The 19549-nt window shown below is 70.4% G+C and carries 13 protein-coding genes; 3 read left to right on the forward strand and 10 right to left on the reverse strand.

Annotated features, from left to right (window positions below; genetic code table 11):
• Positions 1 to 284: 284 nt before the first annotated feature.
• The gene (locus ACWGJY_RS11955) at positions 285 to 1682 is read right to left on the reverse strand and encodes a class II 3-deoxy-7-phosphoheptulonate synthase (protein WP_453260648.1); all 1398 of its coding nucleotides are present in this window, start codon (positions 1680 to 1682) and stop codon (positions 285 to 287) included.
• A gap of 208 nt (positions 1683 to 1890) precedes the next feature.
• Between ACWGJY_RS11955 and ACWGJY_RS11960 the strand changes: the two genes are divergently transcribed.
• Both ACWGJY_RS11960 and ACWGJY_RS11965 read left to right on the forward strand, forming a co-directional pair.
• Positions 1891 to 3489 carry an anthranilate synthase component I family protein gene (locus ACWGJY_RS11960; protein WP_453260649.1) on the forward strand — a complete coding sequence of 533 codons (1599 nt, stop codon included), beginning with the start codon at positions 1891 to 1893 and terminating at the stop codon, positions 3487 to 3489.
• Positions 3486 to 4058 carry an anthranilate synthase component II gene (locus ACWGJY_RS11965; RefSeq protein ID WP_453260650.1) on the forward strand — a complete coding sequence of 191 codons (573 nt, stop codon included), beginning with the start codon at positions 3486 to 3488 and terminating at the stop codon, positions 4056 to 4058. The genes ACWGJY_RS11960 and ACWGJY_RS11965 overlap by 4 nt, the downstream gene beginning before the upstream one ends.
• Before the next feature lie 28 nt (positions 4059 to 4086).
• Here ACWGJY_RS11965 and pdxR read toward each other — a convergent pair whose 3' ends face one another.
• The gene (gene pdxR, locus ACWGJY_RS11970; protein WP_453260651.1) at positions 4087 to 5514 is read right to left on the reverse strand and encodes a MocR-like pyridoxine biosynthesis transcription factor PdxR; all 1428 of its coding nucleotides are present in this window, start codon (positions 5512 to 5514) and stop codon (positions 4087 to 4089) included.
• Positions 5515 to 5745: 231 nt separating this feature from the next.
• Here pdxR and trpD point away from each other — a divergent pair, with 231 nt between their 5' ends.
• Complete coding sequence (gene trpD / locus ACWGJY_RS11975) at positions 5746 to 6804, forward strand: anthranilate phosphoribosyltransferase (protein ID WP_453260652.1); 1059 nt, start codon at positions 5746 to 5748, stop codon at positions 6802 to 6804.
• Here the strand turns inward: trpD and trpC are convergent.
• From trpC to ACWGJY_RS12015, 8 genes are all read right to left on the reverse strand, one after another.
• Positions 6776 to 7585, reverse strand: coding sequence for an indole-3-glycerol phosphate synthase TrpC (gene trpC, locus ACWGJY_RS11980; RefSeq protein WP_453260653.1), 810 nt, complete (start codon positions 7583 to 7585; stop codon positions 6776 to 6778). The genes trpD and trpC overlap by 29 nt on opposite strands.
• Before the next feature lie 71 nt (positions 7586 to 7656).
• Complete coding sequence (locus ACWGJY_RS11985) at positions 7657 to 9339, reverse strand: 2-isopropylmalate synthase (RefSeq protein ID WP_453260654.1); 1683 nt, start codon at positions 9337 to 9339, stop codon at positions 7657 to 7659.
• A 266-nt stretch (positions 9340 to 9605) separates the two neighbouring features.
• Positions 9606 to 10436 (reverse strand): dimethylargininase, encoded by an 831-nt coding sequence (gene ddaH / locus ACWGJY_RS11990; RefSeq protein ID WP_453260655.1) that lies wholly within the window; start codon positions 10434 to 10436, stop codon positions 9606 to 9608.
• 55 nt (positions 10437 to 10491) lie between these two features.
• Positions 10492 to 11016 carry a flavin reductase family protein gene (locus ACWGJY_RS11995; RefSeq protein WP_453260656.1) on the reverse strand — a complete coding sequence of 175 codons (525 nt, stop codon included), beginning with the start codon at positions 11014 to 11016 and terminating at the stop codon, positions 10492 to 10494.
• Positions 11013 to 12269: a cation:proton antiporter gene (locus tag ACWGJY_RS12000; RefSeq protein ID WP_453260657.1), complete on the reverse strand. Its 1257-nt coding sequence runs from the start codon at positions 12267 to 12269 to the stop codon at positions 11013 to 11015. The genes ACWGJY_RS11995 and ACWGJY_RS12000 overlap by 4 nt, the downstream gene beginning before the upstream one ends.
• A gap of 45 nt (positions 12270 to 12314) precedes the next feature.
• Entirely contained in the window at positions 12315 to 13832 is a 1518-nt protein-coding gene (locus tag ACWGJY_RS12005; protein ID WP_453260658.1) for a tryptophan halogenase family protein, read from the reverse strand.
• A 294-nt stretch (positions 13833 to 14126) separates the two neighbouring features.
• Positions 14127 to 14879, reverse strand: a complete 753-nt coding sequence (locus ACWGJY_RS12010) for a thioesterase II family protein (RefSeq protein ID WP_453260659.1) — start codon at positions 14877 to 14879, stop codon at positions 14127 to 14129.
• A 37-nt stretch (positions 14880 to 14916) separates the two neighbouring features.
• A complete protein-coding gene (locus ACWGJY_RS12015) occupies positions 14917 to 19548 on the reverse strand; it encodes an amino acid adenylation domain-containing protein (protein WP_453260660.1) in 4632 nt (1543 codons plus the stop codon).
• Position 19549: the final 1 nt, after the last annotated feature.

Consider the following 19549-nt stretch of genomic DNA (forward strand, 5'->3'; position numbering starts at 1 on the left):
GGGCCGAGGACTCCGGTAAGTGCCAGGCCGCGGCGCGCACGGCGAGTGGCGCTCGGCTTTCGTAGCCGGGCGATACGGTCACGAACCCTCATCTCCAGGCGTGTCCTCGGCACGGAGCGGAGCACTCGCTCATGACGAACACCCGCCCCGTGGCGTTTTCGCCTCGTGAGCGACTCCATCCGGGCGCGTTACGCCCGCGGAAAGAATTCCAACTAATGTGCCCACATCCGGTCAAGGTTTTGCGAAGTGGTCCGCATCCGCATTCCGCGAGTGGTCTGCCGCCGTCAGCCGCGGAGCATCTCGGCAGCCCGGAAGGCGAGATCGAGGGACTGGCTGTGGTTGAGCCGCGGGTCGCAGGCGCTCTCGTAACGGCGCGGCAGATCCTCGACGTTGACCGCGCTGCCGCCGCCGACGCACTCGGTCACGTCGTTGCCGGTGAGTTCCACATGGATTCCGCCGGCGTGCGTACCCAGCGCCCGGTGGACCTCGAAGAAGCCCTGGACCTCGTCCAGGATCACGTCAAAGCGGCGGGTCTTGTGGCCGCTGGCGGTCTGGTAGGTGTTGCCGTGCATCGGGTCGCAGACCCAGGCGGCCCGTGCGCCGTCCGCTACGGCCTTTTCCACCAAGGCCGGCAGTCGGTCGCGCACCCGCTCCGCGCCCATCCGCACCACGAAGGTGAGCCGCCCCGGCTCTCGGACGGGGTCGAGCCGGTCGATGTAGCCGAGGATGTCGTCCGGCTGGGTGTCCGGGCCGATCTTGACGGCGATGGGATTGCGGATCCCGCTGAGGAAGTTGATATGCGCGCCGTCCCTCGCACGGGTGCGCTCGCCGACCCAGATGAGGTGGCCGCTGGTGGCGTACGGCAGTCCGGACCGCTCGTCCGTACGCGTCAGCGCCCGCTCGTAGTCCAGCAGCAGCCCTTCGTGGCTGACGAAGAACTCCGCTGCCTGGACGCCGTTGGGCTCCACGCCGCAGGCGTGCATGAACAGCAGCGACCGCTCGATCTCGTCGGCCAGTTCCTCATAGCGCCGGCCCGCGGGCGAGTCTGTGACGAATCCCCGGTTCCAGGCGTGCACTTGGTGGAGGTCCGCGAAGCCGCCCTGGGTCAGGGCCCGAACAAGGTTGAGCGTGGTGGTGGACGCGTCATACATCCGTCGCATCCGACGCGGGTCGGGGCGCCGCGAGGCCTCGGTGAACTCCAGCCCGTTGACCGCGTCGCCCCGGTAGGCGGGCAGGGTGACGCCGTCCCGGGTCTCGGTCGGCTGCGAGCGGGGCTTGGCGTACTGCCCGGCCATCCGGCCGACCTTGACCACGGGCATGGACGCGGCGTACGTGAGCACCACGGCCATCTGCAGCAGCGTGCGCAGCTTCGCGCCGATCGCGTCGGCGGAGGTCTGCCCGAAGGTCTCCGCGCAGTCCCCGCCCTGGAGCAGGAACGCCTCGCCGCGCGCCACCGCCGCCAGCCGGTCCCGGAGCCGGTCGCACTCCTCGGCGAAGACCAGTTGGGGGGCGGCGCTCAACTCGGCGACCACCGCGTCGCGTTCCGCCACGTCCGGCCACTGCGGCTGCTGCGCGGCCGAAAGCGGAGCGCCCAACGGCGTCGCCGGGTGCGGCAGCTGCGCCGGGTGCGGCGGGACGGTCCGCGACGAACCGGTGGGGCTGTCCTGTGCGGGTTCCTTCATCACATCTCCCAGAATGGGATCGAATTCAATTCGGCTACGTCTGGCGATGTCAGATAAAACCCGCGCGGCAACGGCATGGTCAAGAATTGGCGGAGTGGCCCGTATCTGCATCCCCCGATTGGTCTGGATCCCCTCGATCCGCGGCTGATTCACTTACCGTGCACTTTCACCCAGCCGAATGGGAAAGCCTGCGAAACCGAGGACTGAGATGCTAGGAATAACACCGGTCAGGGCCGCCGGAGAGGTAGCGGACGGCGAACTCACCGCCCGCTCGACGAAGGCGGTTTCCCCTCTTTCCGTACTCGTCACCAGCGTGCCGCTTCCCGCCCATGATCCGCTGGCGCTGTACTCCTCGCTGGCCGCGGCGGCGGGCCGCGGCGAGGTGTTCTTGCTGGAGAGCCTCGCCGGGCCGCAGGCGGACCGCCGCCCGGCGGTCGTCGGCCACGGCCGGCTCGCCGAGATCCGGCTGTTCGCCGGGCACGTAGAGATCGACGGCGCGGGCCCGCTGCGCCGTGCGCTGGGCGCTGCCGCCGAACGGGCCGGGCTGACCCGCGACGGCCTCGCCCCCGAGGATCACGACCGGTTCCGCTTCAGCCGGTCCGCGCAGGTGTGGGCCCTGCTGCGAGCGGCCCAGGGGCTGTTCTGCGTGGAGCGTGCGGTGCCCGGCAGCGGTTACGCCTTCGGCTTCCTGACCACCCTCGGCTACGAGGCCGCCTGGCACATGGAGCCGCTGCCCGCGCGGGCTGCCTCGCGTGGCGGTCCGGACGCCACCGTGACGCTGTTCCGGGAGACCGTCTGGTACGACCAGGAGACGGGCGAGGTGCAGCTACTCAGCGCGGCGTGCGGGGCCTTCCCGCCGGCGACCGGACCCGATGTGGCCGCCCTCGCGGCGGACGCCGCCGCTCCGGCGTCCGAGCCGGATTCCTGCCCCGAGGCGCCCCCACCGCACTCCGTGCGGGACAGCGTGGAGCGGGCGACCTTCCTGCGGTGGGCCGAGCGGTGCCTCGAACACATCCGGATCGGGGACATCTACCAAATCCAGATCGGCCATCGCATCGACGTCCGCACCGAGCTCTGCCCCGAGCAGGTGTACCAGCGGCTGCGCTCCCGCAATCCCTCGCCGTACATGTACTTGTGCCCGCGCGGCGCCGACACCCTGATAGGCGCCAGCCCCGAACTGCACTTCCGCACCGAGCCGGACGACACCGGCGGACACGACGGCCGGGGCGACAGCATCGTCATGCGGCCGATCGCCGGCACCACCCGCCGCGGGCCCGACCCGGAGGAGAACGAGCGCCGTATCAAGGAGATGGTCACCAGCTCCAAGGAGCAGGCCGAGCACGTGATGTTGGTGGATCTGTGCCGCAACGACATCGGCCGGGTCGCCCGCGCCGGATCGCTCGTCGAGGACGGTCTGATGACCGTGGAGGCCTTCTCGCACGTCTTCCACATGGTCTCGACGATCAGCGGACGGCTGGAGACCGGCACGGGGGTGTGGGACGCGATGGCCGCCACCTTCCCCGCCGGGACGATGACGGGCGCGCCGAAGCTGCGTGCCATGGAGATCATCGACGGGATCGAGGAGCAGCCGCGTGGGATCTACGCGGGCGCGCTCGGGCTGGTCGATGTGGACGGGTGGAGCGAGTTCGCGCTGTGCATCCGCACGATCGTGCACGACGGCGAGGTCTACTCGACGCAGAGCTCGGCCGGGATGGTCGCCGAGTCGACGCCCGAGGCCGAGTGGAACGAGACGCTGGCCAAGATGGGCGCCGCCTACTGGGCGTTAACGGGTGGAGAACTGCTGTGAAGATCCTGCTGGTGGACGCCTACGACAGCTTTGTCCACATCATCGACCAGTACCTGCGCACGCTCGGCGCCCGCACCGAAGTGGTCCGGGCCGGCACCCGCACTCCGGAGCAGCTGGCCGCCATGGAACCGGACGCCGTCTTGCTGGGCCCGGGGCCCGGTCACCCGGCCGCGTCCGGCCACGTCGAGCTGGTGCACCAATTCGCGGGGCACGCCCCGCTGCTGGGGGTCTGCCTCGGGCACCAGGCAATCGCGCTGGCCTACGGCGGCCGCATCGAAGTGGCGGACCATCTGATGCACGGCAGGACCAGCACCGTCGAGCACGACGGGGAGGGGGTCTTCGGGGGTCTTGAGGAGCGCACCGTCGCCACCCGCTACCACTCGCTGATCGTCTCCCGGCCGCTGCCGGAAGAGCTCCAGGTAACCGCGACCGCGACCGACGACGGGTACGTGACGGGGCTGCGGCACCGGAGTCTGCCGGTGGAGGGGGTGCAGTTCCACCCGGAGAGCATCATGACCGAGAGCGGCCTGCGGTTCTTCGAGAACTTCCTCGCCGTCGGCGCGCGTTGAGCACATCCGGGCCACAGGGCGCGGCCGCTCAGGCGCAGCGGGAGGAGCGGCTCGCGCCGCCGGTCAGCTCTGTATAGGCGTCCGCGACCTCCCTCAGTGCCTCGGTCACCCCCGACCGCGGGACCGACGCATAGCCCATGACCAGGGCCGGCCTGGCCTGCCAGGGCCGGTGATGGCAGCAGCGGCCGCCGCGCACCAGGACGGACCGCTTGAGCGCCAAGGTGGTGAGCGCCGCCTCGTCGGTGCGGTGGGGCAGCAGGACGTACGCGTGCAGCCCGGCCGCGGAACCCGCGATCCCGGCGTCCGGCAGGAAGGTGCGCAGCCCCTGCTCCAGCGTCTCGCGGCGGGCCCGGAAGCGGGCACGCTGGCGCCGCAGATGACGGTCGAACACCCCGGTGCTCAGCAGTTCGGCGAAGGTGAGCTGGGTGAAGACCTCACAGCCCAGGTCCCGTTGGGAACGGACCTGTTCCAGCAGGTCGCGCAGCCGGGGCGGGAGTGCGAGCCAGCCCAGCCGCAGCCCGGGGGCCAGGGATTTGCTGGTCGTGCCTGCGTACAGGACGCGGTCCGGGGCCTGCCGCTGGAGAGCCGCCGGGCGCGGGCCGTGCGCCAGCCACAGGTCGCCGTCGTAGTCGTCCTCGATGATCCAGCCGTCCACGTCCTGAGCCCAGCGGGCGAGTGCTTCCCTGCGCTGCGGGCTCAGGGTGACGCCGGTCGGGAACTGGTGGGTGGCGGTGACCAGGACGGCCCGTACACCGGTGCGGGCCAGCGTGGCGACGTCGATGCCGTGTTCGTCGACCGGTACCGGCCGGGGCGTGAGGCCGGCCTCCGCCACGAACTGCCGCTGCTGTGGATGGCAGGGTTCCTCCACGCCCAGTTCCTCGATGCCCAGCTGCGGCAGCGCCGCGCAGACCAGGCCGAGCGCCTGGGCGAAGCCGGCGACCACCATGATGTGTTCGGGCGTGGTGTGCACTCCTCGTACCCGGCCCAGGTAGCGGGCCAGTTCGCCGCGCAGCGCCTGGGCTCCGGAGACCGGCGGGTAGCCGAAGTCGCGGCGGTCCATGCGCTGCAGGACCCGCTGATAGGCGGCGAGCCATTCGCGCTGCGGGAAGCTTCCGGCGCCCGCGCCTGTGGTGCGCAGATCCCAGCGGACCGACGGGGCGCCGCCACCACCGTCCAGCAGCGTGGGGACCTTGTGGGCGCTCGACAGATGCGGGGCGACCCGGGTCCCGGAGCCCTGGAGCGCCTCCAGGTAGCCCTCGGCGATGAGCTGTCCGTACGCCTCCACCACGACGCTCCGGGAGACTCCCAGGTCCTCGGCGAGCTGCCGGCTCGACGGGAGCCGGGTGCCGGGGTGCAGTGCGCCGTCGGTGATCTCCTGTTTGAGGGTTTCCTGGATCTGTGTGGTCAGCGGAAGTCCGGAATCCCGGGTCACATCGATCAGCGTATTCCAGGTCACCTTCCCGATCCCCCTTCACTCTTGGTGCGCATCGCGGAAATGGTCCGCCGGCAGGCACCTCAACTGGTCTGGCAGTGGATTGTGTTCGCGCACACACTGAATTGCGGTCGAATTGGCCGTCACGGCACATGAATTCCACTGCTCGGCGCCGTTCCTCGATTCCGCTGCTGAATTTCGCGCGGCACTTCCCCCGTACGCCCCGCCCGCACCACTCGTCCGAAGGAGAGCACCGTGACGGAGCAGCAAACGGCCCTTTCCTGGCCCGGGATTCTCAGCGCGTTGCTGGCCCGCCAGGAGCTGCCGGCCGACAGCACGGCCTGGGCCATGGATCACGTCATGCGCGGCCTCGCGTCGCCCGGGCAACTGGCCGGCCTGCTGATCGCGTTGCGCGCCAAGGGCGAGACCGCGGGCGAGATCACCGGCCTGGTTCGCGCCATGTACGAGCACGCGGTGACCATCGACGTCGCCGGTCCCACTCTTGACATCGTCGGCACCGGCGGAGACGGCAGCAACAGCGTCAACGTCTCGACGATGTCGGCGATCGTGGCGGCCGCCGCGGGCGCCCGGGTCGTCAAGCACGGCAACCGATCGGCGTCCTCGGCCTGCGGTTCCGCGGATGTGCTGGAGGAACTGGGTATCGCCGTCGACCTGCCGCCCTCCGAGGTCGCGCAGGTCGCCGTGGAGGCGGGCATCACGTTCTGCTTCGCCCCCGGATTCCACCCCGCGGCCCGCCACGCGGCGCCTACACGGCGGGAGTTGGGCGTACCGACGGTGTTCAACTGCCTGGGCCCGCTGACCAATCCGGCCTCCCCCACCGCACAGGCGATCGGGGTGGCCGATCGTCGACTGGCGCCGCTGGTCGCCGAGGTCCTGGCCCGTCGCGGTGGTTCCGCGCTGGTCTTCCGAGGCGACGACGGGATGGACGAGCTGGCGGTCACCACGACCTCTTCGGTCTGGTCGGTCGCACACGGTGAGGTGCGCGCCGAAACCTTCGATCCGCGCGACATCGGCATCGGCTATGCGCCCCCGGAGGCGCTGCGGGGCGGCGACGCCCCGTACAACGCCGCGGTCGCCAGGGACCTGTTCGCGGGTGCGCGGGGGCCGGTGCGGGATGCCGTGCTGCTCTCCGCGGCGGCCGGCCTGGCGGCCCTGGAGCCGACCGAGGAGCCGGTTACCTCGCGGCTCGACGCCGGTGTGCGGCGTGCCGCGCGGGCCTTGGACTCGGGGGCGGCGCACGAGGTGTTGCAGCGCTGGGCGGTGCTCACCGCGAAGCTCGCGGCGACAGGCTGAGCGACGGGGCGGCGAGCAGCCCGGCCACCGCGTCCGCGGGCCGGCCGTGGGTCACCAGGTGCTCGCCCACCAGCACCGCTTCCGCGCCCCAGGCTCCGTAAGTGAGCACGTCCTCGGGGCCACGGACGCCCGATTCCGCGACCTTGACCACATCGTCCGGGATCCGCGGTGCAAGCCGTTCGAAGACGGTGCGGTCGATGCGCAGCGTGCGCAGATCGCGCGCGTTGACGCCGATCACCCTGGCCCCGGCCGACAGCGCCCGGTCCAGCTCGTGGCCGTCGTGCACCTCTACCAGCGGGGTCAGCCCGACGCGGCCGGCCAGCTCGATCAGGTCGACGAGTTCGGGCTGCTGGAGCGCCGCCACGATCAGCAGCACCAGGTCCGCACCGTAGGCGCGGGCCTGGTGCTGCTGATACGGCGTGACGAGGAAGTCCTTGCACAGCACGGGGATACCGACCCGTGAGCGTACGGCCGCCAGGTCTGCCTGGGTGCCCCCGAAACGGCGCCGCTCGGTGAGCACGCTCACCACCGCGGCCCCACCGCTCTCGTACGCGGCGGCGAGGTCGGCCGGCTCGGGGATGTCCGCCAGCGCACCCTTGGACGGGCTGCGACGTTTGACTTCGGCGATGACCTGCACACCGGGCCGGCGCAGCGCCGCGACCGGGTCGAGGGCGGGCGGCGCGGAGCGCACCTGGTGTACCAGCACCTCCAGCCCGGTGGTTGCCTCGCGCTGCCGCATATCGGCGCGGGCTTGGGTCACGATGTCGTCGAGCACGCTCATGGCTGCTTGTTCCTCCGGGACGGTGTACGGGGATGTGGTGCGGCCGGGTGCGGCGACGCGGCCCACCGGGATCACCGGTCGTCCATGTGGGCCGCGGTCAGTGCGCGGCGGGCCGCGGAGCCGACGGCCAGCGCCGCCGCCGTGTCCTCGGTGTCCGCGATGCCCACGCCCCAGAACGAGTGGGAATCCACGACCAGTTCGCAGAATGCGGTCACGGCGTTGAGCGGCTCACCCGCGCGCTCGACGCTTACGCCCTGCACGAAGCCGTCGAGACCGGCCGTCGCCAGCGCCCGCCGGCCCAGCTCGGTCCACCGTTCGCTGCCGGTGCCCGGCACCGTGACGGCGGCTTCCCGGCCGGGTGCCGCCTTGTGTCCGGGGCGGATGTAGCGCTCCTCGAAGTGAGTCCACAGCTGTGCCCCGGTGATTTCTCCGCCGAGCTCCTCACAGACCTGCTGCATCACCGCGGCGAAGTCGATCTGCAGCCGGCGGGGGAGCTCGATGCCGTACTCGGTGCGCAGCAGATGGGCGATACCGCCCTTGCCCGACTGGGTGTTGATGCGGATCAGTGCCTGGTAGTCACGGCCGATGTCGCGGGGGTCGATGGGCAGGTACGGCACGTCCCAGATCTTCTGGCCCGATTGCTCGCGGGCGAGAAGGCCCTTGGCGATGGCGTCCTGGTGGGTGCCGGCGAAGGAGGTGTAGACGAAGTCGCCTGCCCAGGGATGCCGGGCTCCGACGGGCATCTGGTTACAGCTTTCGACCGCTCTGCGGACGCCGTCGATGTCGCTGAGGTCGAGCATGGGGTCGATGCCCTGGGAGAAGAGGTTCATGGCGAGCGTGACCAGGCAGACGTTGCCGGTGCGCTCGCCGTTGCCGAAGAGCGTCCCCTCGACCCGGTCGGCGCCGGCCAGCACCGCCAGTTCAGCCGCCGCGACGCCGCTGCCGCGGTCGTTGTGCGGGTGCACGCCCAGAATGGTGCGCTCGCGGTGCGCGAGGTTGCGGTGGGTGTACTCGATCCGGTCGGCGAACTCCTGCGGTGGGAAGACCTCCACCGTGGCGGGCAGATTGATGCGGAGGGTGTGCTGCGCCCGCGGGGCCCAGAAGTCCAGCACGGAGTTGCAGATCTCCAGGGCGAAGTCCGGCTCGGTGTGGGTGTACGACTCGGGGGCGTACTGCAGGAAGATTTCGGTGCCCGGGATCGACTCCTGGAGTTTGAGGGCCTGTTCCGCGCCGTCCATCGCCAGGCCGAGGGTCTGCCGGCGGTCCGTGCGGAACACCACCCGGCGCTGGATCTCCGAGGTGGGGTTGAAGACCTGGAGGACCGCGCGCCGGGCGCCCTCCAGGGCCTTGACGGTCCGCTCGATGAAGTCACCGCGGATCGGCGTCATGACCTGGATGACGACGTCCTCGGGTATGGCGCCGGTCTCGATGAGCCGGCGCAGGAAGTCATGGTCGTCGCGGGAGGCGGTGGGGTAGCCCACCTCGATCTCTTTGAAGCCCATGGCCACGAGGAGTTCGAACATGCGCATCTTGCGGTCGATGTCCATGGGGTCGGTAAGCGCCTGGTTGCCGTCCCGCAGGTCCACGCTGCACCACAGCGGTGCGCGTTCGGCGCGGCGCCCCGGCCAGGTCCGGTCGGGCAGTCCGACCGCCTCGTAGGGAAGGTACTTGTCCACCGGCATCGTGCCGGCGCGCTGGATTCCGCGGTCGATGGTGCCCTGGGCTCGGTCCGCGCCAGTCGGGATCGTGTTCATCTCTCCTCCACAGCGGTTCTCGGGATGTGCCCCGGGCCGGATCCCGGTGGGGCATGGCGGGGGTCGGCAGAGGCAAGACGTAGGAGGCTCCGCACGTCCATGGGGGGTGTCGTGCGGAGCCTCCGGTCAGGCACCGGGCGCCGGCCCGTTCGGGCGCGCTCAGCGGGGTGTACGGCCGCTGGGCCGTACGGTCAACAGGCAGGTACGGGAAGGGTGTTCGGCGGGCCGGGCCGTCGGCGGCACTTGGCGCGGGCCGGGCCGGACGGTCAGCGGGGCTCGCGCAATTCGAGCGTGCAGCACTTGACGCTGCCGCCGCCCTTGAGCAGTTCCGACAGGTCAATGCCGATCGGGTGGAAGCCCCGGGCGCGCAGCTGCTCCGCCAGCCCGGTGGCCGCCTCCGGCAGCATCACGTTGCGGCCGTCGCTGACCGCGTTGAGGCCGAATACGGCGGCATCGTGCGGCTCGGCGAGCACGGCGTCGGGGAAGAGCCTCTCCAGTACGGCACGGCTGCCTGGCGAGAACGCCGCCGGGTTGTACATCACCTCCTCGTCGTCGAGGACGGCGAGAGCGGTGTCCAGGTGGTAATAGGCGGGATCGATGAGCTCGAGCCCGATGACGGGGCGGCCGAAAAACTCCTGGGCCTCGGCGTGCCCGTCGCGGGAGCTGCGGAAGCCGTGGCCGGCCAGGATGTGCCGCCCGGTGACGAGGAAGTCGCCCTCGCCCTCGTTGATCTCCGTGGGGTCCCAGAGCTCGGTGAAGCCGGTAGCGCGGAACCAGTCCAGGTAGGCGGGTCCCTCCGCGACCCGCTCGGCATTGCGGAACCGGGCGCCGAGCACCTTGCCGTCGACGACGGTGGCGCCGTTGGCCGCGTAGACCATGTCGGGCAGACCGGCAATCGGTTCGATGAGCTCGACCGTGTGACCGAGGGAGATGTAGAGGTCACGCAGGCTTTCCCACTGTGCCACGGCCAGTTCGGTGTCCACCGGTTTGGCCGGGTCCATCCACGGGTTGATCGAGTAGGTGACCTCGAAGTGGCTGGGGCGGCACATCAGATAGCGCCGGAGCCGGGTCGTGCGGGTGCGCGCTTTTGAGCTCATGGCTCGTGTCTCTCCTGTTGCTGGGTTATCCGCCTGGGGTGGTGCGGTATACGGCTCAGTCGGCCGGCCAGGCGCTGAACTGCCGGCGTCCGTAGAGAAGCGGGGGCTCGTCGGTCGGCCCGGTGACCCGGTAGACCTCGCCGAAGACCATCCGCTGACCGCCGATGCGGACGCTCTGGCGGACCCGGCAGTCGGCTACCGCATGGGCGTCACGGGCCAGGTGTGGTCCCGCAGCGTCCTTCGGTGTGTGCCACGGCGTGGTGTGGAATCGGTCCGGCGCGCCGGAGGCGAACAGCTCCGCGGTGTCCTGCCCCTTGGCGTGCAGCAGGTTCACGGCGAAGGTACCGGTGATCATGACTGCTCGCAGCGTCGGGCTGTCCACCCGCATGCCGACGAGCAGAGTGGGCGGGTCCACGGTGACACTGCACAGCGCGGAGCAGGTCATGCCCCAGGGTTCGCGCTGGGCATCCATGGCTGTGACGACGGCGACTCCGCTCGGGAAGCCGGCCATGAAGCTGCGGAACAGGGCTGGCGTGCTCTCCTGGGTGGTGGTTGGGGTGACGAGTTCCACGTGACTCACCGCTCGACTGGGTGGAGGGGGCTCTCCGCGACCACGGGGATGACCGGGACACGGCGGTCGATGGCCCACAAGAGGGGGCCGCTGAGTGCTGTCGTGACGAGTGCCATGACGACGAGCGCGAGGTAGAGCGCGGGCGTCAGGATGCCCGCCTGGTAACCGATCTGAAGAACGGTGATCTCGGTCAGGCCACGGGCGTTGAGCAGCGAGGCGAGCCGCAGACTGGTGTGGACGCTCTGGCCGCCGGCCCGTGCGCCGAAGTAACTGCCCACGAGCTTCCCGAAGATGGCCAGCCCGATGCCCAGGCCCATCGCCTGCCAGGAGAAGACCCCCAGCGGGCTGCTGCCGAGCCCGGCGCCGGTGATCACGAACAGCAGCGGCAGTACGAGCCTGCCCCACCGCCCGACGGTGCGGGCGGCGTGGGTCCACGGGCCGGTGCCGCCGTCCGCCGGGAGCGCCAGCGCGACCAGTACGGAGCCCAGCACATCGGTGAGACCCAGCTCGCCGGTGACCAGCGCCGCCGCAACCGCCGTCAGCGCGGTCAGCCCGATGGGCACCGCGGGCCGTACCCGCACCGCGAGGGCGCGGGCGGCGGGTATGCCGCCGAGCCTGCGGATGCCCCAGGCTGCGAGCAGGCCGCCGGCGAACGCCATGGCCGGCGTCGCCTGCTCGCCACCGGTGGCGAGGCCGACGGCGACCGCCAGCAGTGCCCAGTTCACCGCGTCCATGGACACCGCGGCGGCCATCGCCAGCCGGCCGGTGTCGGTGTGCAGCAGTCCGCGGTCCTCCAGGATTCCGGCGAGCACCGGAACCGCCGTCACCGACAGGGCAATGGCGAGCATCAGCACCAGGGCGGTGGTCGGTGCGCCGCCGCGCAGCGCGGGATCTCCCTCGGCGAGCACCCAGACGGCCAGCAGGGCGCCGCAGGCCATCGGCAGCAGCGCGGAGCCGACGGATGTCCATACGACGGCGCGGCCTCCCAGCCGGGTGGAGCCGGCGCGGATCTCCTGCACCGCGCCGATGAGGAAGAGTGCCAGGCCCAGATGCCCGGCCTTCTCCAGCACCGGCCAGCCCGCGGTGGCGCCTTCCCCCCAGCCGAACTGCGTGGCCACCAGGGCGCCGAGGAGCAGGCAGAGCGTGATCTCCCCGACGATGACGGGCTGGCCCAGCAGACGGGCCACCCGTCTTCCCAGCGCCACGGCGGGTACAACTGATCCCACCAGCAACACGGCCGGGACGTACGCGAGAGCGTCCACGACTCCTCTTTCCTCGACGAAGCTGCTCGGTGCTCGGTGCGACGGTCAGTGCATCTGGGCGAGGTACTCGTACTGGCTCGGCAGCCGCTTCGCGAGTTCCTGCGACTGGGCGCGCAGCAGCTTGAACTCTGCCTGCGCCGCGGAGTCGTCCATCAGGGCCAGTGCCGGCGGGGCCTTCAGGTCGAGGCCGCCGAGACCGAGCAGCATCGAGTGATAGGAGTAGGGCTCGAAGCCGTGGTAGTTCGGGAAGATCGACTCGGTGGTCGGAAGCTTGGACTGCCAGCGCTCCAGGCGCTCGGCCAGACCGTCCGGCACGGCACGGGTCTTGGCGTCCCGCCAGTAGGCGTTGTCGCTGCGGCCGGCTCCCCGGTAGTGCAGCACCAGGAATTCACGTACGCCATCGATGGCATTGCCGATAAAGCGGTTGTAGGAATCCCGCAGACTCGGGTCCCAGTCCTCGTTCGGGAAATGCTTGACGAGTTCTTCGACGCCCTGCTGGATGAAGAAAATGCCGGTCGATTCCAGCGGCTCCACAAATCCGCTGGAGAGGCCGATGGCCACGCAGTTGTTGACCCAAGCATTCCGGCTGCGGCCGACGCGCATACGAATGTGGTTGGCTTCCATGTCCGCCCCGTCCGGGCCGACCAACTCACGCAGCGTGCGCTCGGCCTCATCCGGGGTGGTGTAGTCGCTGGCGTACACATAGCCGGTGCCGACGCGGCCGAAGAGCGGAATCGTCCAGATCCAGCCGGCGTCCTGGGCGGTGGCCGTGGTGCACGGCCGCAGTCCGCGCTTCTCCATGTCCACGGGCACCCGAAGCGCGACCGCGCTGTCGTTGGGCAGGGTGTCCTGGAAGGAGATGAAAGGCTCTTCGAGTGTCTGGTTCAGCAGCAGCCCGCGGAATCCGGTGCAGTCGATGAACAGGTCACCGGTGATCTCGCCGTGCTCGCGGGTCGTGAGGTGACTGATCCAGCCGCGGTCGTCGCGGGCCACCTCGACCACATCGTCCTCGATGTGCCGGGCGCCGCGCTCCGTGGAGTACTCGGCGAGGTAGTCGGCCAGCAGGCTCGCGTCGAACTGGTAGGCGTAGGGGAACTGCGTGTCCTGCTCGGAGAGGGTGCTGCGCTCCAGGTCCCCGTCCTTGGGGTTGCCCTTCTCCTTGAAGTCCTGCTCGAACAGGGTCCCGTCCATGTAGCGGGGCGAGCGCTCGGCATCGCAGATCGCCGACATGAGGAAGACGTCCTGGTCGAACCGCTCGCTGTCGCCGGGGCGCTTGTTCAGCCACCAGTCGGTGAGCGGGAAGCCGTCGACGACCCGAAGCCGCTCGAAGGGGTGGTAGAAGTAGCTGTTCTTGCGGTGCCAGTTCTCGAAGCGGATACCGAGCTTGTACGTGGCGTTGCACTTCGGCATCCAGACATGCTCCGGAAGGCCCAAGTAGTCGAAGAAGTGCCGCACCGTGCTGAAGGTCGCCTCACCGACCCCGATCGTTTTGATCCGCTTGGATTCAACGACCGTTACGGAAATCCGCTCTCCGAAAGCGGCCTTCAAATACGATGCGGTCATCCAGCCGGAGGTACCACCACCGACGATGACGACGTTTCCGAGCACTGAGGCCCTCCCCTGTCGGATGCGCAACTCGGCTGTTTCCAAGTTGCCTGCACAGCCGGAATCTTTCAGCAGCAGATGAGATCAAGACAAGCTTTTAAGGCTCAGCGGAAACATGCACTCCAGGTGGTCAGCGACGGCATCGCGTGGCATTCCGGCAGGAAAATTGCAGCGCAACGGGCGGCACCTCCTTTCTGTTCGGGAGGGGCCGCCCGAGTGTGTATTTCAGCCCTCGCTTAAATTGCTGGCATTTCATGCCTCGTTGAGCAGGTACCGATGCAGCAGAGTGATGACCTGTGCGCGTTGCTCGGCGAGATAGAAGTGCCCGCCGGGGAGCACATGCAGCTGGAACTCCTTGCCGGCCACGCCTTCCCACCGCCGGACCCGCTCGACACTGACGCTGGCGTCCCGGTCGCCGGTGATGGCGACGATGCCGGTGTCGATCGGCGGGGTCTCCACCGGGCTGTAGGAGTCGATCAGCAGGTAGTCGTTGCGCAGGATCGGCAGCACCATCTCCCGGATGTCCGGGTCGTCGAAGACGCTCATCTGCGTGCCGCCGTGCTTCTCGACCTCGTGCAGGATGCGGTCGTCAGCCAGCGCCTCGGCGGGCGGGCGGCCGATCCGCTCATCGGGGGCCGCCTGCCCGGAAACGAAGAGCCTGCCCACCCGCAAGTCGTGCGTCTGCAGGGCCCGCACCGTCTCGTATCCGATCAGGGAGCCCATGCTGTGTCCGAAGAGCACGGTCTCCACGTCCGGCTCCGCGGTGTCCAGCACCGCCCCGGTGACGGCAGCCACCAGGGCCGCGGGGTCCTGGACGAACGGGTCGTTGACCCGCTCCTCCCGGCCCGGGTACTGAACGATCTGGAGCTCGATGGAGGAGTCCAGGTGCTGTGCCCAACGCCGGTAGAAGCTGGCGCTGCCACCGGCGTGCGGGAGGCACACCAGCCGCACCCCCGCGGTGGGCCGCCGTTTGGGTATCACCAGCCAGGGGTGAGTGGTCGTCATGGGTTGTCGTCCTGTCGTGTGAAGGGTCCCGGCCCGCTCATCCGCATGTGCGCACCAGTTCCCGGAGGCTGTCGGCCATGGTCCGCAGCAGGCCACCGACCACCGCCTCGTCATGCGATGCGGGCGAGTAGGAGCAGCTCAGTTCGAGGCGGCCGTCCTGGACCGCGGCGGAGACCTCCAGCGCGTAGAGCCGCTGTTCGGCCGGCTCGTGATCCTGGCCGCGGTGCTCCAGGTGGCGGATCACCAGCTCGTCACCGTCGGGAAGTTGGCCGTCCCACTGCCCCAGGTAGTTGAAGCTCACCCGGGAGCGCACCGCGGACAGCGGCCCACCGTCCTGCTGCGCTGCGTCCGCCCCGGGCGTCAGGTGGCGCAGCGCGCCGTAGCCGATCCCGCGCCGTGGCAGGGTGCGCAGCTGCCGTTTGACGGCTCGTACGGCGGCTGTGGGCGCCGCGTCCTTGGGCACATCGAGAGCCACGGGGTAGATGGTGGTGAACCAGCCGACCGTACCGCTGAGATCGACGCCGTCCAGAATGTCCTCCCGGCCGTGCCCCTCCAGGTCGACGAGGGTCTGTTCGGTGCCGCCCCAGCCGTTCAGGGCCTGGCCGAGCGCGGCCAGCAGCACCTCGTTGACCTGCGCCCGCAGGACGCCGGGGACCCGGCGCAGCAGCACCTCGGTGCCGGCCGCGTCCAGGCCGTCCCGAACGGTGCGGCGGGAGGCGAACGTGCCGAGCGCCTCGGGCGGACCAGCGGCCGTGGGCATGCCGCGCCAGTGCGCCAGCTCGTCGTCGAAACCGCCCGCCGCGGTGTGCTCCCGAAGTCGGTGCGACCACTGCCCGAACGAGGTGCTGCGCGGGCCGAGGTCGACGTGCTGCCCGGCGGCGAACTGCGCGTAGCCGCGGCGCAGGTCGTCCAGCAGGATGCGCCAGGACACCGCGTCGACGACCAGGTGGTGGATGGTCAGGAAGAGCTGCGGCGCGCGGTCCGTTCCGAGGTCGAAAAGGACGGCCCGTACGAGCGGCCCCTCGGTCAGGTGCAGCCCGCGCTGTGCGGCAGCCACCTCCTCCTCGATCCGCCGGTCGGCCGCCGCTTCGCCGGCGGTCCCGGTCAGGTCCACCCGCCGCAAGTGCCAGCGGCCGGCGGCCTCGGCGCGTATCTCCTGGAGCCAGCGCCCGTCTTCGAACGCGAAGCGGGTACGGAGCGCGTCATGGCGCTCCACGAGCAGGCCGAGCGCATCGCGCAGGGCTGTGTGGTCGACGCCGGGCACGAGCTCCAGCAGCAGCGACTGGTTGAAGTGGTGCGGGTTGACGGTGTGGTGGGCGAAGAACCAGTGCTGCACCGGTGTCAGCGGCACCGGTCCGGTCCGGTACGCGTCCTCGGCGGTATCGGCTTCCCCGGCGTCCTCGGCGCGCGCCACACGGGCGAGCCGGGCGATCGTCTTGTGCTGGAACAGCTCCTTGGTGGTGATCCGCAGTCCGGCCTGCCGGGCGCGGGCGACGACCTGGGTGGAGAGGATCGAGTCGCCGCCCAGCTCGAAGAAGTCGTCGTCCACGCCGACCTCGTCGATGCCCAGTACGGAGCCGAACACGTCGGCCAGGGCGGTCTCCATCGGGCCGCTGGGGGGCGTCCCGATCCGTTCGGCGCCGGCCTGTTCCTCCGGGAGGGCGGCACGGTCGACCTTGCCGTTGGTGGTCAGCGGCAGTTCTGCCAGCGAGGTCACGGTGCTGGGCACCATGAAGGCGGGCAGCTCCCCGGCGAGCAGATCGCGTACCTCCGCGGCGAGCGCCGCGCCGCCGCCGGCGGCGGCGGCGGGCACCACGTAGCCCACCAGCCGCTTGCCCCTGCTGCCCTCGCGGACCACGACGGCCGCCTGGGCGACGTGCGGGTGGCGCAGCATCGCTGCCTCGATCTCGCCCGGCTCGACCCGGAATCCGCGGATCTTGACCTGGTCGTCTGCCCGGCCGCGGAAATCGATCTTCCCGTCCGGCAGCCAGGCGGCCAGGTCGCCGGTCTTGTAGAGGCGGGCGTCGGTGTCGTCGCTGAAAGGGTGCGGTACGAACCGCTGCGCGGTGAGCTCCGGCCGTCCCAGATAGCCCTTGGCGACCTGGGCCCCGCCGAGGTGGATCTCGCCGGTCACCCCGGTCGGCACAGGTTTGCCGAAGGTGTCGAGCACATAGACCTCGGTGTTGGGCAGCGGGCGGCCGATCGGCAGCCGCGGCACTCCGTAAGTGCCGTCCGCGCCGTCGCCCTCGTACATGGTGGCGCCGACAGTGTTCTCGGTCGGCCCGTAGCCGTTGATGAAGCGATGCGTTCGCGACCAGGCGCGGGCGAGGTCGGCGGGGCAGCGGTCGCCCACCGCGAGCACCACGGACCCGCCAGGCAGTGCCCGCGGCTCCACCGCCGCCAGCGCCGCGGGCGGCAGGCTGAGGACGGTGGGACGTCCCCCCGACAGCCGGGTGATCTGCTCGGAGCCGAGCGCCTCCGACGGGTCGTCGGGCAGGGCGAGCACAGCTCCCGAGGTGAGACCGACAAAGGTTTCCCAGACCGCGCCGTCGAAGCTCGGTGAGGACAGTTGAAGCACCGAGATACCGGGGCCGGCGCCCAGCTTCCGCCGGGAGGCGGTGACCATGTTGGCCAGGCCCGCGTGTCCCAGCAGCACGCCTTTGGGCGTCCCGGTGGAGCCCGAGGTGTAGACGATGTACGCCAGGTCCTGCGGGCTGGTGCGGGCAGTCTTCGGCTCGGTGACGGGTTGCGCCACGATGCGTGGCCACTCGTCGTCGACAGCGAGCGTCCGGATCCCGGCTTCGGACTCGGCGAAGCCGTCCAGCAGGGAGCGCTGGGTGAGGACCATGGCCGCGCCGGTCTCGGTGAGCATCAGGATGCGGCGGGCCGTCGGGAAGGCCGGGTGCAGCGGCAGGAACACGGCGCCGGCCTTGAGGATGGCGAGGGTGGCAAGCACCTGTTCGGGGCCGCGCTCGCAGCACACCCCGACAACGGACCCGGGCCGCACGCCCTGGGAGAGCAGATGGTGGGCGAGCCGGTTGGCGTCGCGGTCCAGCTCCGCGTAGGTCAGCCGCCGGTCCCCGCAGTGCACCGCGATGTCCTCGGGGCGCTCCACGGCGCGCTGCGCCACCATCTGGTGCACCGCGCCAGAGTCGGGGGACGCCACGGGATTGCGGGCCCAGTCCCCGGTCAGCCGGTCACGCTCGGCCGCTGTGAGCAGCTCGAGCTGCCCCAGCTGCCGGTCCGGGTCCTCTGCGACAGATCCCAGCAGGGTCACCAGATGGCCGGACATCCGCCGTACCGTCTCCGCGTCGAAGAGGTCGGCGCTGTACTCCGCCGCCGCCCACAGGGTGCCGTCGGGCCGCTCCTCGAAGGCGAAGACGATGTCGAAGCCGGTGCTGGCCTGCGGGAGCGTCATCACCTCCACGGTGAGCCCGGACAGCGTCAGTGTCACCTCCGGCATGTTCTGGAGCACGACCAGGACCTGGGCCAGCGGCATCCGGCTCGGGTCGCGGCCAGGCTGGACCGCGTCCACGATCTGCTCGAAAGGAACCTCCTCATGGGCGAAGGCGTCCAGCACCGTTTCCCGGGCCCGTGACAGGAACTCCCGGAAGGGCAGGTCGAGTTCGATGCGGTTGCGCAGTACGAGTGTGTTGAGGAAGCAGCCGATCAGATCGTCCAGCTCGCCGTCGCCGCCGCGGCCGGCCACCGGCGTGCCGACGGCGACATCGTCCTGGCGGGAATAGCGGCCGAGCAGCAGCTGGGTGGCCGCGGTCAGCGTCATGAACAGGGTGGCTCCGGACTCTTCGGTGAGTTTGCGCAGCCCCGAGACCACTGGTGCGGGCACCTCGAAAATATGCGCGCCGCCCGCGCCGGAGAGCACCGCCGGACGCGGCCGGTCGGTGGGCAGCTCCAGGGGCGCGACCCCGTCCAGCTGCTGCTTCCAGTACTTCAGCGAGTCGTCCAGGGCCCCGTCGGAGAACCGCTCGCGCTGCTGCACGGCGAAGTCCGCGTATTGCAGCGCGGCCACCGGGCGGGACGGGTCGCGGCCGGTCAGGGCCGTGTCGTACGCCTCGCCGAGCTGCTGGGTGAACAGCCCCAGCGACCAGCCGTCGTGAACGATGTGGTGGATGCTCAGGACGAGCACATGCTCGCGCTCGCCGACCCGTACGAGCAGGGTCCGCAGCAGCGGGCCGACCCGCAGGTCGAACGGCCGGGCGATCTCCCGCTCCACCACCCTCAGCAGCTCCTGCTCCCGCTCGGTGGGGTCCCCGGCGGTCAGCTCCGCGGTCGGCAGCTCGATCTCCATCGAGGCATGCGGGATCTGTACCGGCTTGCCGTCGACCGAGTCGAAGGTGGTGCGCAGCGACTCGTGCCCGGCGACCACGGAGTTCACCGCGAGGCGCAGCGCCGTGGCGTCGAGTGCGCCGTGCAGGCGCAGCGCGAAGCAGGAGTTGTAGCCGACGGCCAGCGGATCGAACTCGTAGAGGAACCACATACGTTGCTGGGCGAAGGACATGGGCAGCGGGCCGCCGCGCGGCACCGGCCGCAGGGTCGCGGCGGGCTCGTCGGCCGGTTCCGGGTCGGCGTCGCCGGAGAGTCTGCTGCGCAGGAGCGCCTGCAGGTGCTCGGGTAGCGCCGCTATACGTTCCTCACGCGATGGGGACATG

This window comes from Streptomyces sp. NPDC054765, assembly GCF_053612065.1.

Bases quoted from the DNA above. Each gene is read 5' to 3' on its own strand.
- ACWGJY_RS11955 (WP_453260648.1), bottom strand. From the start codon at position 1,682: ATGAAGGAACCCGCACAGGACAGCCCCACCGGTTCGTCGCGGACCGTC.
- ACWGJY_RS11960 (WP_453260649.1), top strand. From the start codon at position 1,891: ATGCTAGGAATAACACCGGTCAGGGCCGCCGGAGAGGTAGCGGACGGC.
- trpC (WP_453260653.1), bottom strand. From the start codon at position 7,585: ATGAGCGTGCTCGACGACATCGTGACCCAAGCCCGCGCCGATATGCGG.
- ACWGJY_RS11985 (WP_453260654.1), bottom strand. From the start codon at position 9,339: ATGAACACGATCCCGACTGGCGCGGACCGAGCCCAGGGCACCATCGAC.
- ddaH (WP_453260655.1), bottom strand. From the start codon at position 10,436: ATGAGCTCAAAAGCGCGCACCCGCACGACCCGGCTCCGGCGCTATCTG.
- ACWGJY_RS12005 (WP_453260658.1), bottom strand. From the start codon at position 13,832: ATGACCGCATCGTATTTGAAGGCCGCTTTCGGAGAGCGGATTTCCGTA.
- ACWGJY_RS12010 (WP_453260659.1), bottom strand. From the start codon at position 14,879: ATGACGACCACTCACCCCTGGCTGGTGATACCCAAACGGCGGCCCACC.
- ACWGJY_RS12015 (WP_453260660.1), bottom strand. From the start codon at position 19,548: ATGTCCCCATCGCGTGAGGAACGTATAGCGGCGCTACCCGAGCACCTG.